The following is a 16,134-nucleotide window of genomic DNA, read 5'->3' on the forward strand; positions in this document are numbered from 1 at the left end:
AATATCGAGTTTACTATAGGGATTAGGTTGAATAATATTATCTAGTAAATAACTGAGGGTCCGGCGTTTTTTTCGAGTTTGGGCGAATTCATGGGGAGACATTAAACTCAGGGTAGCACTAATTTGGGCATCCAAATCCAGCACTAACACTCGTTTTCCCGTGATTTTTGGCTAAACAAGTGGCTAAATTGACAGTTAATGTGGTCTTTCCCACACCCCCTTTCATATTGACGGTACTAATTACTAATGCCATTGATTTAATCCTTCATTTCTGTTTACTTTACTGTATTAATTAATGGTTGGTTTTGTCTTATTGATTGCTTTTACTGACATCTTGCACGCTTTACAAATAAACTGAAAATCATCAGAATGTGCCAATGATAGTGAGCATCAAAATAAAACACTATTGCCTATTGCCTATTGCCTATTGCCTATTGCCTTTTGCCTCCCTAAACTAGCTAACTTTATCGAAGATGCAAGATATGAGTTTTACAATGAATGGCTGGTGTAGGTTAAACGCCAATCTGGACGAAGATTAGAGGCACCGCGCAAATAGGCGTGAGAAATTTCTTGTTGAGGTTTTGGGGTATTAACGTGGATGAGAACCCTTATACAGCGTTTTAGGCTCCCCTTGACAGACATTTGCTGAACATCTAAAAGAGGAACATCTTGCCAGTGGGGGCGTTGACGGGCGATCGCAGCCGGAAAGATAGCATCGAGGTCTTCAGTGGCGGTAAAGGTGACGCTGACAATATCTTCAGCATTGAGTTGATTTTGGTTTTCAATGACATCTAATAACTCGCTAACGGCTTCTTTTATGGCTTCTTGGCTATTTTCTGTCACGGTGGTTGCCCCTCGAATTCCCCTGACTTTCCACTCCACGATCGCGTCCCTCCAACAATGTTCGGTGTTCGTTAGTTGCACTCCCATTGTCTCACCCCTAGAGCCATTTTTCTGTTTGGTTTAACGTATTTTAAGGACGATATAACCACAACGGTTGGCCGTTGGTTTTTAATTCAAATTCTAGCCAGTCCATTGATGTTTTCAATTTTGACTTACTTTGATTACGAGACAACACCCGATTTAATAAGGACTTGGGTTCTTCGATGTCATAACATCGGGCTTTATCGGGGTTTAATCCTGCTAATTCAGCAGCCCAACGCCGGGCATCTTCTTCTGTCCCTAAACGGTCCACGACTCCTAATTCTAGGGCCTGTTGTCCGGTAAAAATGCGACCATCGGCGAAGGTTTTCACCTTATCCACATCTAAGTTTCTTCCTTGGGCAACTGTGGTGACAAATTGTTGATAACTGGTATCGATCATCTCTTGTAAGATATTTTGTTCGGCTTCGGTTAATTCGCGATCAAAGGCCAAAATATCTTTATAAGGGCCCGATTTAATCACTTTAAAAGAGACCCCAACTTTCTCTAATAATCGTTCTAAATTATTACCTCGTAAAATCACCCCAATACTGCCGGTAATGGTTCCAGGGTTGGCCATAATGTGTTGGGCCCCCATGCCAATGTAAACCCCACCGGAAGCGGAAATATTGCCAAAACTAGCGACAATTTTGACCTTTTCTTGTAATCGTTTCAAGGCTTCATAAATTTCTTGGGAGTCTCCCACGGTTCCCCCAGGAGAATCGATGCGTAATAATAAGGCCGGAAATTTCTTTTCTTTAACGGTTTCTAAGGCATCGAGAACATATTTACGAGTTTCTGAAGCGATCGCCCCTGTGATTTCAATCCGGGCTATTTGTTTACTGGGTCTAGGTTTAAATGGCCAAATCATAGATTAACGTCAAACATAATGGAGATGAGGCATATTGTAACAAGTCTTGAGGGGCTTCGGGGTTCACAGTCAATACTGCTTGGATAAGAATCAATGGTTTTCTTCTGAGAAAGCAGGGGGACTAGGGTTTTCTCCCCCACTCCCTGCTCCCCACTCCCTTGCAGCCTTAACCAACAACTTTCTGTTAACCGAGCAGTCTTGGGTTCACAGTGGGGAGTGATCTATTTTTTTCGGCAATGATCACAATGTCCACAGTGAAAGTTTTTTGCTTCTTTGATAAATCCGAAAGCGTTTAATAGATATTGCCAACGACAACCACGAGTCATTAAATATTGTTTCATTTGTTGTGATTCTTGTTGCGCTATTTTTATAATTTGATTCATTGTTAAAGATGATAAATCGGAGGTTAACTCATAATTAAACGGGTCTATCCATGTTAATTTGTTCCACCGATACAATAAGGATAAAATGATTTCAATTTTCGGGATCTCCTGTTTAATCTCGATTATATTTCCTTGTTTGGGGATTTGTTTAAAATAATGTTTGACTTGTTGATAATTTTTCTGTAATTGTTGCAAGAAATATTGATTTCTTTGTTGATGACTGGGATCAAGCCATCCTGTTGGTTCACTCATTAAGGTGAGGGTGTTGGCTAATTTTCCATCCCTTCCCCCTCGTCCAATTTCTTGTAAATATTCTGATAATAAAAAAGGAACTTGATAATGGACAATCCAACGAACATCTGGTTTATTAATCCCTAGGCCAAAGGCTGAAGTACAAACCACCAATTGTAATTCATTTTCTAACCATTTTTTTTCAATTTCTCGTCTTTCCCTTGGAGTTAAGCCAGCATGATAAGCTGTTACTTTATAATTCAATTTTTGTAACCATTGACTTAATTGTTCACTGTCTTTCCGAGAACGAATATAGACTAAACCACTGGATTTTTGTTGCTGTTTAATAAAGTTTAAAAGTTGATGATGACGACAGCGAGGAGTCCAAGCAATTTTTATCTTTAAGTTAAGATTTTTTCGATAGGGACTAATGGCAAAAATTTGTGGATCTTTTAACTGTAAACTATCTTTGATAATGGCTTGTGATTTTCGGTCTGCTGTAGCTGTAAAGGCTGCGATCGCTATTTTATGATTAGCTGGTTTCTGCTTTAATAAAACCTCTCTAATGGCGCCTAAACGGCTATAGGTAGGGCGAAAGGTTTCCCCCCATTGAACAAGACAATGAGCTTCATCTAATATGAGTCCATTAATCTTAATATGAGGTTGAATTAATAACTGCCAAACAGGAGGACTCAATAAAGTTTCTGGGGAAACATAGAGTAATTTAATTTGTTGTTTATTGATTTTATCTAAGGTTTTTTGGCGTTGCTGTCTCGGTATTTCATTATGTAATAATTCTACGGATAATTGTTTATATTTTAATTCATTAACTTGATTTTCCATTAAGGCAACTAAAGGAGAAATAACAATAGTTAGCCCTTTTTTAAGCAAGGCCGGCAGTTGAAAACAGATGGATTTACCCCCTCCTGTTGGCATGATAATTAAAGCATCTTTTCCTTGTAATAAACAGTTAATCACTTCTTTTTGTGGGGGTCTAAATTCTTGATAACCCCATATTTTTTCTAAAGCTTGATAAATATTAATCCATTGTTCATCTTTTAGATTCATAATGATTGACTTAAAAATTAGGCTTTCATTGAGAAAAAATTATAGCGTTACTCACTTTGATAATGATATAATGGTATTGGATTAACAAGGATTAACTAATATTGACAAAAACCATGAGTCAACTAAACTTTGAAGATAGTCCCCGTTGGACTCAAGAAGCACAAAAAAAGCTGAAAAATATTCCCTTTTTTGTCAGAACTCAAGCCCGTCAAAGAATCGAAGAATTAGCCAGAGCCGCCGACTCAGAAGAGGTTACCGTCGAAATGGTAGAACAAGCACGCTTAGAATTTGGACAATAAGCTCCCTGAGCAGTGAGCAGTTACCAGTTACGACTAAAAACTGAGAGAAGATTAACTGATAACTGCTTCAAAAACGGTTAAGATTCCCGTTCAAAAAAGGCAAAGGCAAAAGGACCCATTTCAATCATTCTTTGACCATTGCCCAAGTTAGTCGTAGGAAAGTCGTGACTTTCAGAACTAATAATGGGTTTACCGTAACGGAAAGACACAAAATACGAGCGATTGTGTTCGCTAAGGTTAAAGACACAGAGTAACTCTTGTAAAGGGGTGCGACGCAGAAACGCGAGGATATCGTCACTCGCTTCTACTAATTCGATCGCCCCATATTTTAATGCCGGTTGTCGGTTACGCCATTTAACAAACCAACGGAAGAAATTCAGTAAAGAGTCAGGATCAGGTTCTTGTTTAGCCACACACAAGGATTCAAAACTCTCATCAATACCTAACCAAGGCTCATCGCTTTCACTAAAGCCAAAATTAGTTTGATCCGGTTCCCAAGGGATGGGAGTCCGACAACCATCTCTTCCCGAAAAATAGGGATAGAAATAAATGCCGTAAGGATCTTTCATTTTCTCAAGGGAAATAGAGCTTTCAGTTAAGCCTAATTCTTCTCCTTGGTAAAAACAAACCAATCCCCGTAAACTGGGCAATAAAGCGATGAGCAATCTTTCAAGATAGGGGGTTAAAGAAGGATCATCAGGGGCCCAGCGTGACTTAGCGCGAGGAAAATCATGATTACTGGTGGTTAGACAGATCATTTCCCGTTCATCGGCTTCGAGATGCAAGGATAAATCTTCGATCAAATCAGCCACTAATCTCGGCGTTAGTTTCTTATTGACTAACAGCGAACAATTATAAGCGGTGTGTAATCGGCGATCGCCGCGAATATATTCTACCGTTTGACGCATGGGATCGCTAGTCACCACAATTTCTCCCATGGACATGGTACCGGGATATTTTTCCAGGGTTTTGCGAATCCGTCGCAGAGAGCGAATATTTTCCACCTGATCCATATTATGCAAATGAATATACTGTGCATAGGGATTCATAGGAGATACCCCTTCAAGTTCTGGCATTCCTTCGGTCCGTCGGGGGTTATCCACTAAATTCTGGTCGTGCATATAATAATTACACGCATCTAAACGGAAGCCATCCACACCTCTTTCTAGCCAAAATTCACCCACTTTCATGATTTCTCGCACCACATCGGGGTTATGCCAATTGAGATCCGGCTGAGTTTCGAGGAAGTTGTGAAAATAGAATTGTTTGCGATCGGGGTGCCATTTCCAGGCAGTTCCCCCGAAAATAGACAGCCAATCATTGGGTTTTTTGCCGTTTTTGCCGTCTGACCATACATACCAATCCGCTTTCGGGTTATCTCGGCTTGAAGAACTTTCGATAAACCAAGGATGAATACTGGCCGTATGACTCCACACTTGGTCAATGATAACTTTTAAGTTACGGGCGTGGGCTTCGTCGATCAAGGCTTCAAAATCCTCTATATTTCCGAAACGGGGATCGACTGCATAAAAATCAGAAACATCATAGCCGAAATCTTCCATGGGAGATTGGAAAAATGGGGTGATCCAGATAGCATCGATGGGTAAAGAGGCTAAATAGTCTAATTTGTCAATAATCCCCCTCAAATCACCGATTCCGTCTCCATTACTGTCATAAAAACTGCGAATATAAATTTCGTAAATGACGCATCCATACCACCAAGGATATTCTGGTTGTACGCTTACCATAAACTAGAGTAACTCCTAGAACCAATATCATAATTTTACTAACAAAGAGTGACCCCTGAAAAATTTTTTATCCCTGAACAATACTTAATTGTTAATTATTTTTCTAAAATTAATTCGTATTCGTAGAGGGCTACGGGACGATTAATGGCTTTAAAATAGTCAGGATCTTCGGGGGATAAATAAATAGCGGTGACTTGTTTGGCGGTTACTTTATGGGGATTAATTAATTGATAATCTGTGGTGGTTTCTACTTCATTCAGATAAATGCTCAAGGGTCTTTGAAAGAGTTGTTGGGTGATTTCTGTGGTTAAAAATTCTTGAGGATTAGGAGTTTCTTGACCGCGGCCGGTTACGGTAGAAATGAGTTGATTATTGTCAGCTAAAAAGGTAATTTGACGATTGGGATTATCAGGAGAAACTTTAACCGAAAGCACTTGATTCTCTCCTAGATAGGCTTTAGCAATATTGGCTCCATTGAAAGGGCGATCGGCAACAATGGGCTTGTTTTGAGGGGATAATGAGGGGAGAGAAAGGAGATTGAAATTTCCTAGGTTTTGCGGTTTAAACCGGACTTGAAAGGTAAAAGGTTGATTTAAATATTTTTTGTTTTTTCTAAAGCCTGGAGTCACAATTTTTGGGGCTAGGGGGGCTTTTTGTTCCCTTAAGATACTGGTTGCTGTCCAAGTTCCTGCCATCCATTCAGGATAGATTAAATCGGTCGCTGCTTGACTAATATTCGGTTTCCCCTTCCAGTTAGGATAAGTAGCTAATCTATCGGTTATCTCTCCAGCTTGGCTATTTTGAGGAAAGGTAAGAATCAAGAATAAATTGAGGAGTAAAATTACAAAAAATTTCATTTTATTCAGTGAACGGTTATCAGTGGCCAGTAACCAGTATTTTTATTTAAAGACAAACTGAGTATAACTGAGTTCATTAATTTTATTCCATTGAATAATTTCTTGTCGAAATTTATTCCAACCTTCATACACTTCTTTAAACGTGGCATCTTTACTGGCGTTTTCTTCGTATAAATCAAAAGCAACGGTTTGGGCTGCGGTTAAAATTTCATCAGAATAAGGAATTAATTGAGTCCCTCCTTGAATTAAAGATTGCAAAGCAATTCGATTTTGAGCATCATATTGACTTAACATATTTAAGTTAGCTTCCATGGCTGCTGTTTGCAAAATAGCTTGATATTCTTGGGGTAATTGATCCCAGGCATTTTTATTAATTTGTAAGTCTAAGGTTGCCCCTGGTTCCCACCAACCTGGATAATAGTAATAATTCGCTGCTTTATTTAAGCCTAATTTTTCATCATCATAAGGGCCCACCCATTCGGCTGCATCAATGGCCCCGGTATCTAAGGCCAGAAACACCTCACCCCCAGGCAACACCTGCACATTGACCCCTAAGCGACTCATTACCTCCCCTCCTAAGCCAGGAATGCGCATTTTTAAGCCTTTGAGGTCATTAACGGAGTTGACCTGCCGTTTAAACCATCCTCCCATCTGGGCCCCGGTATTCCCTGCCGGAAAGTTGATCACGTTAAAATCCGCATAGAGTTTGTGCATGGTTTCCAGGCCACCCCCATGATAAAACCAAGCGTTTTGTTGTTGGGCCGTTAACCCGAAAGGCATGGCGGTTCCGAAGCCTAAGGCCGGATTTTTTCCCACATAATAGTAACTGGGAGAGTGTCCACATTCGACGGTTCCCTGTTGCACTGCGTCTAACACTTCTAACCCTGGTACGATCTCACCGGCAGCATAGGGGGTGATGGTAAATTTTCCGCCGGACATGGCTTTAACGCGATCGCAAACCGTCTGGGCCCCACCAAAAATGGTATCTAGGGACTTAGGCCAACTGGTTTGCATTTTCCAGCGAAGGGTGGGTAAACTCGAACCGGCCCCGTTTCCTTCTACGGACTGGCTTTGACAAGAACCGAGAACAGTGGCCGTAGTTGCCCCTAGTGTAGCATTCGTGAGAAAGTGGCGACGTTTCATGGTTTACATGAGAAATTTTAGGTCATGTATCAAAATAGCAGATTATAGAGGCACTCAGCAGAAGGGTTAATGGTCATTAATATAACATCTATACCTAATACTGGTACTTTAGTTGCTTCCTAATTAGGATTTTTTAGTTTAGGAATTTTTAGCATAGGTGTCAGCTTAAAACGTAAACTATAAACCATTAATTTTTATTTTAAACTGTTCCCTAACCTAGTTAATTACTTGAGTCAGGAGATTATTGTGATAACATAATCCTGACTTGCTCAATGGATAAACTCAAAAATTAAGAACTGAGATGACTATTACCCCTTTAAAACTTGATAATCTACCTCCTTCCTTTCCCAAAGACGAAGCAATTAGTCTAGAATTAGTTGAAGGAATTCCGATCTTTGGAGCATCGCAAAAAGTTCAAAATCGTATAGAAGACTTACTCAGAAAACAAAAAGATACCGTATTAAATGAAGAAGAAGAACAAGAACTAAATAATTATGAAGACTTAGACGATTATCTTAGCTTAGTGAATCGTACCATCCGAAATTTTTACCTTCAATAAATCCAAAAATTTGTGTCAGCTAACCGTTATTTATCCCCAGAAATAAAAGAACAAATCAGACAGAAAGCTAACTATTTATGCGAGTATTGTCACACTTCCGAAAAATGGCAATATGTCAAATTTACGATAGATCATATTATTCCCCTAAATCAAGGGGGAGGAAATAACCGAGAAAATCTGGCCTTAGCTTGTTTTCATTGCAATCGGAAAAAATCTAATAAAATAGCGGTTATAGATTCCGAAACAAATAAGGAAATATCCTTATTTAATCCTCGTAAAGATAACTGGAAAGAACATTTTATTTGGTCAAAAGACAAACTTTATATTATAGGATTAACTCCGAAAGGAAAAGCAACCGTTAACACTTTAGACTTTAATCGAAGTCGAGTAATTAATATTCGGAAAGCTGATTTAGAAATTAATAGACATCCTCCTCCAGAAGATCCTATACAACAAGAATAAATAGACGCATCTCAGTTTATTTTATATGGTAATTTACACTTTTTCCTGACTGATTTCATTAGTTGAGTCAGGGGGATTTTTTGATAAAATAATCCTAACTTGTTCGACGGATAAACTCAAAGCATCTGCTATCTGTCCTACACTTAAACCTAATTCTTGAAGACGAAAAAACGCTAATAATTGAGTCTTTTCTAGATTATTACCTTTTCTTGAGGGGTTAAAACTAATTCTTCTTCAGAAGTAAAATAACGTAACTTTCCTTCATGAATTCCTAAATATAACTCTAATTGATCACTCCATAAATAACCGTTTTCATTAGCTTGAATTGGTTCATATTTTCCTTGAGATAACCTAAACCCTTGAAACTCTAAACTAACAGGATCAAACCAAAAATAATTAGGGGTACGAAAGATATTTTGATAGAGTTCTTTTTTCTTGGTTCGGTCAACTTTTGCCGTAGAATCTGATAATATTTCTACAATGACATGAGGATATTGACCATTTTCTCCCCAGACAACCCAACTTTTACGGGGTCGTTTTTCGGTGTTTAAAACCACAAAAAAATCAGGGCCACAAAAATCTCGTTTTTTCAGTTGTTCAGTATTATAATAAATCGTCAGATTACCCGTTGCATAGTAATCATTTCTATCTGACCAAAAACTCTCTAGACAGCTTAAAAGGAGAATAATTTGTTGTAGATGAAGATCACTTTTCAAGGGAGGTTCATCACTCCATAAATCTGTAGGAGGACAAATAATATCAGATGAGAGATTTAGGGTTGTCATATGTTTAACCCCTTAGCATAGATAAGCTTATGATAACACAGTTAAATTAATCAGTGACCCATTACCAGTTATCAATGATCAGAAAATCGAAAATATTGTATTAACTCTAAAGTGACGTTAATAAAAGTTGAATTATTGGGAACTCTTATAATAGCAAGCTATTAATCAACATTTAGTTTGTTACACACTATAAACCTTTTGCAACATTTGACGTTGCTTTTTGTATGACAAACACTTCTAGAAAACCATTATCCTTAGTTCAAAAATTCCAGCAACAAATTAAATCTGCATCTCCTCTAAAAACAGAAGAGTCTGCCATCTTTCGGATTTTAGTGCAATGTTTAGTCATTGTGGGAATTATTGCCACTGATATTGCAGCCGGAACCCAGATGAGTTTCTGGGCCATTCCTTTAAGTATTATCGGGGGTGTTTGGAGTTGGTATCGTCGCAAACATAACAATATTACCCTAAAATTTTTCTTAGCAATGGCGATGTTAACGGTACTTTCTTTCTTTTTAGTTCGTTTAACCCAAAATCTTAATGATAGTCGTTTAGTTTTGGCAGAATTATTAGTTCAATTACAAGTTTTACATAGTTTTGATTTACCTAGACGCAAAGATTTAGGCTATTCAATGGTAATTGGTCTGATTTTATTAGGAGTAGCTGGAACCATTTCCCAGACCGTTGCTTTTGCCCCTTGGCTATTATTATTTTTAATTATAGCTATTCCTACGTTAGTGTTAGATTATCGATCGCGTTTAGGGTTAGAAGCAGTTGATCACGATTTTAAAAGACTGTTCAAATCTCGTAAAACCTCTCGAAAAACCGTTAACTATTCTCCCATTTCTTTTAAAAGCATTACTGTATTAATTGCCATTACCTTAGTATTTGGTTTAACCATTTTTACTTTAATGCCAAGGTTTCCAGGGTATCAACTACAAACCTTTCCAGTTGATAGTCCTTTAGATGCAGACAGTCAAAAATTTAGTGGACAAAATAAAGGGATTATTAACCCTGGCTATAATAATAATGATCAAGGAGAAGGTGGACAGGGTCAAAGTAATAATTCTTCTCAAGGAAAAGGACAAGTTGATGATAGTCAATATTACGGATTTAATACTAAGATAAATCAAAACTTACGGGGAGAAATGAAACCGAAAATTGTCATGAGAGTGCGATCGCAATCTCCTGGATTTTGGAAAGCTTTATCTTTTGATCATTATACCGGGCAAGGATGGGAAATTACCAATGAAGAAGATTTTGAGACAATTAGACGTGATCGCTGGTCTTATAAATTTTTCTTGCACTTTCCCAACACAGCAATGAAGACTAAAAAAGTAATTCAAAGTTACACAGCAGTTGCTGATTTACCTAATATTGTCCCGTCTCTCTCTCAACCCAAACACCTCTATTTTCCAGCGCAAGAAATTGGAGTTGATGATCTCGATAATCTGCGATCGCCTGTGGGTTTAGTAGAAGGATTAACCTATACTGTTGTGTCAGAAGTTCCTTATCGCGATCGCACAAAATTACAAAAATCACCTCCTGACTATTCTGATAAAATCAAAGAAACTTATCTCAATGTTCCCCCAGAAATTGAAGAAAAAGTACGTAACAAAACCCTGGAATTGTTAAACAATAAATCATTTAATTCACCTTATGAGGTCGTATTATTTTTAACTCAAGCAGTCAAACAAAAATATACCATTCAAGAAGAATTACCCTTTTTTGACGACAGTGAAGACTTAGTTGAATCTTTCTTGTTTAAATATGAAGGGGGTATTGCTGATCATTTTTCTACTGCGTTAACCATTATGTTGCGTTCGGTAGGTATTCCTGCTAGATTAACGGTTGGCTTTGCACCAGGAAAATTCAATCCTTTAACGGGTTTTTATGTGGTTAAAAATACTGATGCTTATGCGTTAACAGAGGTTTATTTCCCTTATTTTGGATGGTATGCTTTTGATCCCATTCCCGGTCATGATTTATTTCCACCCTCTTTAGAAGAAGACCAAACTTTTAGCGTTTTAAAACAATTTTGGAATTGGATCGCTGGTTGGTTGCCTTCTCCTGTGGCTAACTTTTTTGCCTTTATTTGGACTAAAATAATTGTTGGGTTTATTAGATTTTTAGGATGGTTATGGCGATTTATTTCTAGTGGGTTAATCGGAACCTTAGTGGGACTGTTATTAGCCGTTACTTTAGGGTTATTCGGTTGGTTAGCTTGGGGAAAACTAAGGAAACTCAGTTATTATCGTCGCTTGGCTAAATTACCGCCCATGGTGCAATTATACGAGGAAATGTTAAGGAGTCTCAAAGCAAAAGGTTATCCCAAACATTACGCCCAAACTCCCTTAGAATATGTTGAAGTATCCTATCAACAACATCCCGACGAACAAGCAGAGATTATTGACGAAATTTCCCATGCTTATATGAGTTGGCGATACGGAGGAAAAGACCAAAATGTTAACTATTTGAAACAGCAATATCAAAGGTTGGTGAAGAGTTTAAAGGGCAAAAATTAAACTTTGTAAGCCGATGCACTGCCTACCCTACATTTTTTGATACATACTGTTAGTAGGGGCTTAATATTATTAAGCCCCTACAGTGTTACAGGAAGATGGGTTAGACCGTTATAATTTAGGTGATAACGAGGATATGAACATCAATCTTAACCCACCATTGCTTGACGGATAACGTTATCCGTAAAAGTAGATCGTTTTTATGATTCGTAGCAACCCTAAACTTCCAACAGTAAAATGTTCAATTTTCCCTATATCTCCCGTGAAGAGGCCGAAGCGTTGGAAACGACGCTTATTGAACAATTAAATAACAGTGAAACCAACTCGAAATATTATGTTTTTCAAGTGTGGGGTATTGGTGGAGTTGGCAAGACGACGTTAACTAAAAAAATAGCAGAAGATTATAACAATATTGCTGATTTTACTATCGTTTCTTTTGGAAGAACTGCCGATATTGATAACAGTATTAAATTGATAAATGTGTTATATGAACAGTTACCTAATAACACATTTTTATCTAATAAGTTGTTTTCTAATGACCCGTTCAAAGAACTGTATCAAAAATATTGGGACACCATTAATGAGTTAGAAAAAACTCCCAGTGAAGGTAAAAAAGAGGTTGATTCTGAACAGCAAAATTTAGTTAAACGGTTAATTAGTGAGGGTGCAAGCGCATTGGCTAAATCTAATCCGGCAACGGCCGCGGTTCCTGAAACCGTTGTTAAAAAAACAGCCGAAACTGCTGTTGATGTTGGAGGAATAATTTTATCGGAAGCTGATAGGGTAAGACAGTTATTACAACAACATAAAAAGACGAAAGATAAACGAGAATTAAAAGAGTTGATGCTGGAACCCTTACCGAAATTAACTAATGCGTTTCTAGAGTCCTGTCAACAGCGTAAAAAACCTGTTATTTTAGTTTTAGATACCTATGAAAAAGTTTCCCCTGATATTGATGCTTGGGTGTGGAAATATTTAATTGGTAATGCTAAATTTACTGATAGTAATATTTATGTGATTATTGCAGGAAGAAATAATATTTTAAAAACTGAATCATGGCGAAAATTACAACAAGATACCCAACTCATTTATGATCGTTCTTTGGAAAGATTTAATGAACCCCAAACCACCACTTATTTACAACAAATTGATATCAGAGATAAGTCAACCATTGAACAAATCTTTAAAATAACTAAAGGTTTACCTTATTATTTAGATAAAATTAGAGAAAGAATAAAGAGAGGAGAAACTATTGATTTTACCCAACTCAATCAAGATCTTTTCAGTGTATTACTGCAAGGTTTAAATAATACACAAAAACAAGTTATTTCTATGGCTTCTTGTTGTCGCTGGTTCGATAAAACATTGATAAAATATTTAATTGATCAACAAGAAAATTTAGATTTTAATACAGCAGTAGATGAAAAACTCAATTGTTATCAATGGTTAGTTAAACGAGATTTTGTAGAATATATTAACGGAAAATATCGCTTAGATGATGTAGCAAGAGATGTGTTTAAACAGGAATTTTGGCGAGAAGATGAACCAGAATTTAGACAAACCCATCAACAATTAGCAGATTATTTTAAAAATAGAAGAAACAAGGAACTTTTTTTTAATAGTTCTCCTGCACAACAATATAATAATCCCCATTGGCGAGACGATACCAGCGAATTTCTTTATCATCAATTATATGCAGGAACAGCGAACAGTAAAAGTGAATTAATCTCTTATTTATTCATGTCATGTTATTTTAGACAGGATGAAATAGTTCAAAGTACAGTAGAACAAATTATTGATGAAGTCGATATTTATAATGATGAAACTAAAATATTAATTTATCCTTTAAAAGAGTTTTTACAAGAAATCACACTTATATTTTTCGTAATTTATTTCGTATTTAAAGGATACTCTCTAGATAATAAGTATTTTGAAGAGGCTCTTGAGCAAAAATCTAATATTTTTCAAACCTTGATTATTTGTTTTCGTCAGATGTTAATTTATCCTCTAATAGAATTTCAGCAAGAAATCATACCAGAAATGTTGCTACTATACTGGTTGTTAGAAAAAAGTACCTCAAGTTATGAGGATTATCAAGAGATTGTTGGACAAAAATCAAATATCGATAAAATGATTACTATCTATCTTAATGAGTTGACAGGAATATCTAAGATTTCTGCATTATTATATAAATCAAAACGCTGTTATCCATCTCAACAACTTAGTTATTTACAACAAGCTAAAATCGAATCAGAAATGATTGTTACAAAAGATGATCCTGACTTTAGTTGTGATTTGTTTTTATGGGATTTAGGCAATAATTTTTATAAATTACAAGCTTATCAGCAAGCAGTTGACTGTTTTCAAATAGCTGTTAGTTTTAAACCAGATTATCATGAAGCTTGGCATTATCAAGGGGCAGCTTTATCTAATTTAAAAAGGTTTAATGAGGCGATCGCTTCTTATGATAAAGCTTTAGAATTGAACTCTGATTATGTTTACGCTTGGTATAATCGAGGGTTAGCTTTAGGTAATTTAAAGAGATTTGATGAGGCGATCGCTTCTTATGACAAAGCTTTAGAGTTAAAACCTGATTTAGATGTAGCTTGCTATAATCGAGGGATAGCATTAGGTAACTTAGAACGGTTCGATGAAGCGATTGCTTCCTACGATAAAGCATTAGAATTGAACCCTGATCATGTTTACGCTTGGTATAATCGAGGATTAGCTTTAGGTAATTTAAAGAGATTTGATGAGGCGATCGCTTCCTACGATAAAGTATTAGAATTAAACCCTGATTATGTTTCCGTTTGGTATAATCGAGGGTTAGCTTTAGCTAATTTAAAGAGGTTTGATGAGGCAATTGCTTCCTACGATAAAGTATTAGAATTGAACCCTGATCATGTTTCCGCTTGGAATTACCGGGGCAATACTTTGTATAACTTAGCAAAGTTTGATGAGGCGATCGCTTCTTATGACAAAGCTTTAGAATTGAACCCTGATTATGTTTACGCTTGGTATAATCGAGGGTTAGCTTTAGGTAATTTAAAGAGATTTGATGAGGCGATCGCTTCTTATGACAAAGCTTTAGAGTTGAAACCTGATTTAGATGTAGCTTGCTATAATCGAGGGATAGCATTAGGTAACTTAGAACGGTTCGATGAAGCGATTGCTTCCTACGATAAAGCATTAGAATTGAACCCTGATCATGTTTACGCTTGGTATAATCGAGGATTAGCTTTAGGTAATTTAAAGAGATTTGATGAGGCGATCGCTTCCTACGATAAAGTATTAGAATTAAACCCTGATTATGTTTCCGTTTGGTATAATCGAGGGTTAGCTTTAGCTAATTTAAAGAGGTTTGATGAGGCAATTGCTTCCTACGACAAAGCATTAGAATTGAAACCTGATTATGTTTACGCTTGGGATAACCGAGGGATAGCTTTAGATAAGTTAAGACGGTTTGAAGATGCTATCGTATCCTATGATAAAGCATTAGAATTTAAACCAGATGATGTTTATGTTTGGAATGCTAGGGGTGCAATTTTATGTGATAAACTAAAGCAATATGAACAAGCCTTCGCCTCCTTTGAGAAAGCATTAGAATTTAAACCAGATTATCATATCGCTTGGTATAATCGAGGGATAGCATTACGTAACTTAGGAAGATTCAAAGAGGCGATGTCTTCCTTTAAAAAAGGACAAGAATTGAAACCTGATTATTATCAAGAAGTTTTGTATCAACGATTAGTAGACTTATTTAACTTAAAAAGGTTAAAAGAGGTGATCACTCGCTTCCTACGATAAAGCTTTAGAAATTAAACCAGATGACGCTATTACTTACTTTACCAAAGCTTGCTACTATGCCTTACGAAATAACATACAATTAGCTATAAAGAATTTACAAACAGCCATTAATCTTGATAGTAAATATAAAAAAATGGCAAAAACAGATACATATTTTGATAATATTCGGGAGGATGAAGAGTTTAAGGAATTGTTGAGATAAGATCAACTGATGTTTTGATAGTCATTGCGAGGGGTTGAAACAAAACTATAACCTGATTTATTATTATTATCCCCCGAAGCAATCTATATTTTTCCCTTAGATTTAAAGATTGCTTCAGAGGCAAAGTTAAGTATTAAATTAAGCCACAGTAAAAGTTTTGCCTCTTCGCAATGACAGTTTATTCTTTATGTTTTGATTCCCTAATCTACCGATTATAAGCGGTCAAGAGAATGTAACTGATAACTGATAACTGATAACTGATAACTGTATTAAAAA

General features: G+C 36.7%; 11 protein-coding genes and 2 pseudogenes. 5 read left to right on the forward strand and 8 right to left on the reverse strand.

The window, feature by feature from the left end:
* The 4 genes and pseudogenes from C4E06_RS26405 to C4E06_RS26420 all read right to left on the reverse strand — a co-directional run.
* A pseudogene (locus C4E06_RS26405) lies at nt 1-253 on the reverse strand (ParA family protein); the annotation flags it as partial.
* 236 nt (nt 254-489) lie between these two features.
* Nucleotides 490-930: a chorismate mutase gene (gene aroH, locus C4E06_RS26410; RefSeq protein ID WP_107671309.1), complete on the reverse strand. Its 441-nt coding sequence runs from the start codon at nt 928-930 to the stop codon at nt 490-492.
* Between the two features lie 43 nt (nt 931-973).
* Nucleotides 974-1,792, reverse strand: a complete 819-nt coding sequence (gene sppA, locus C4E06_RS26415) for a signal peptide peptidase SppA (protein ID WP_107671310.1) — start codon at nt 1,790-1,792, stop codon at nt 974-976.
* Nucleotides 1,793-2,013: 221 nt separating this feature from the next.
* On the reverse strand, nt 2,014-3,474 hold the full coding sequence (locus C4E06_RS26420; RefSeq protein WP_107671311.1) for an ATP-dependent DNA helicase RecQ: 1,461 nt from the start codon (nt 3,472-3,474) through the stop codon (nt 2,014-2,016).
* A 113-nt stretch (nt 3,475-3,587) separates the two neighbouring features.
* Here C4E06_RS26420 and C4E06_RS26425 point away from each other — a divergent pair, with 113 nt between their 5' ends.
* Nucleotides 3,588-3,773 (forward strand): PCP reductase family protein, encoded by a 186-nt coding sequence (locus C4E06_RS26425; RefSeq protein WP_107671312.1) that lies wholly within the window; start codon nt 3,588-3,590, stop codon nt 3,771-3,773.
* Nucleotides 3,774-3,850: 77 nt separating this feature from the next.
* On the opposite strand, the gene C4E06_RS26430 is transcribed toward C4E06_RS26425, so the two are convergent.
* From C4E06_RS26430 to C4E06_RS26440, 3 genes are all read right to left on the reverse strand, one after another.
* Complete coding sequence (locus C4E06_RS26430) at nt 3,851-5,521, reverse strand: alpha-glucosidase (protein WP_107671313.1); 1,671 nt, start codon at nt 5,519-5,521, stop codon at nt 3,851-3,853.
* A 95-nt stretch (nt 5,522-5,616) separates the two neighbouring features.
* Entirely contained in the window at nt 5,617-6,378 is a 762-nt protein-coding gene (locus C4E06_RS26435; protein WP_107671314.1) for a DUF6816 family protein, read from the reverse strand.
* 42 nt (nt 6,379-6,420) lie between these two features.
* On the reverse strand, nt 6,421-7,521 hold the full coding sequence (locus tag C4E06_RS26440; protein ID WP_107671315.1) for a TRAP transporter substrate-binding protein: 1,101 nt from the start codon (nt 7,519-7,521) through the stop codon (nt 6,421-6,423).
* A gap of 301 nt (nt 7,522-7,822) precedes the next feature.
* On the opposite strand from C4E06_RS26440, the gene C4E06_RS26445 reads away from it, so the two are divergent.
* Together C4E06_RS26445 and C4E06_RS26450 are read left to right on the forward strand one after the other, a co-directional pair.
* Entirely contained in the window at nt 7,823-8,080 is a 258-nt protein-coding gene (locus C4E06_RS26445) for a hypothetical protein (RefSeq protein WP_107671316.1), read from the forward strand.
* Between the two features lie 12 nt (nt 8,081-8,092).
* Nucleotides 8,093-8,542: an HNH endonuclease gene (locus C4E06_RS26450; protein WP_107671317.1), complete on the forward strand. Its 450-nt coding sequence runs from the start codon at nt 8,093-8,095 to the stop codon at nt 8,540-8,542.
* A gap of 33 nt (nt 8,543-8,575) precedes the next feature.
* Here C4E06_RS26450 and C4E06_RS26455 read toward each other — a convergent pair.
* Nucleotides 8,576-9,327 (reverse strand): annotated as a pseudogene (locus tag C4E06_RS26455) (Uma2 family endonuclease).
* Nucleotides 9,328-9,551: 224 nt separating this feature from the next.
* Between C4E06_RS26455 and C4E06_RS26460 the strand changes: the two are divergent.
* Together C4E06_RS26460 and C4E06_RS29145 are read left to right on the forward strand one after the other, a co-directional pair.
* Nucleotides 9,552-11,852, forward strand: a complete 2,301-nt coding sequence (locus C4E06_RS26460; RefSeq protein WP_107671318.1) for a DUF3488 and DUF4129 domain-containing transglutaminase family protein — start codon at nt 9,552-9,554, stop codon at nt 11,850-11,852.
* A 234-nt stretch (nt 11,853-12,086) separates the two neighbouring features.
* Entirely contained in the window at nt 12,087-15,656 is a 3,570-nt protein-coding gene (locus C4E06_RS29145; protein WP_232826391.1) for a tetratricopeptide repeat protein, read from the forward strand.
* Nucleotides 15,657-16,134: the final 478 nt, after the last annotated feature.

Origin of the sequence: Cyanothece sp. BG0011 (assembly GCF_003013815.1) — a bacterium.
In the GTDB taxonomy this organism is placed as follows: domain Bacteria; phylum Cyanobacteriota; class Cyanobacteriia; order Cyanobacteriales; family Microcystaceae; genus Crocosphaera.

Bases quoted from the DNA above. Each gene is read 5' to 3' on its own strand.
- aroH (WP_107671309.1), bottom strand. From the start codon at position 930: ATGGGAGTGCAACTAACGAACACCGAACATTGTTGGAGGGACGCGATC.
- sppA (WP_107671310.1), bottom strand. From the start codon at position 1,792: ATGATTTGGCCATTTAAACCTAGACCCAGTAAACAAATAGCCCGGATT.
- C4E06_RS26420 (WP_107671311.1), bottom strand. From the start codon at position 3,474: ATGAATCTAAAAGATGAACAATGGATTAATATTTATCAAGCTTTAGAA.
- C4E06_RS26425 (WP_107671312.1), top strand. From the start codon at position 3,588: ATGAGTCAACTAAACTTTGAAGATAGTCCCCGTTGGACTCAAGAAGCA.
- C4E06_RS26430 (WP_107671313.1), bottom strand. From the start codon at position 5,521: ATGGTAAGCGTACAACCAGAATATCCTTGGTGGTATGGATGCGTCATT.
- C4E06_RS26435 (WP_107671314.1), bottom strand. From the start codon at position 6,378: ATGAAATTTTTTGTAATTTTACTCCTCAATTTATTCTTGATTCTTACC.
- C4E06_RS26440 (WP_107671315.1), bottom strand. From the start codon at position 7,521: ATGAAACGTCGCCACTTTCTCACGAATGCTACACTAGGGGCAACTACG.
- C4E06_RS26445 (WP_107671316.1), top strand. From the start codon at position 7,823: ATGACTATTACCCCTTTAAAACTTGATAATCTACCTCCTTCCTTTCCC.
- C4E06_RS26460 (WP_107671318.1), top strand. From the start codon at position 9,552: ATGACAAACACTTCTAGAAAACCATTATCCTTAGTTCAAAAATTCCAG.
- C4E06_RS29145 (WP_232826391.1), top strand. From the start codon at position 12,087: ATGTTCAATTTTCCCTATATCTCCCGTGAAGAGGCCGAAGCGTTGGAA.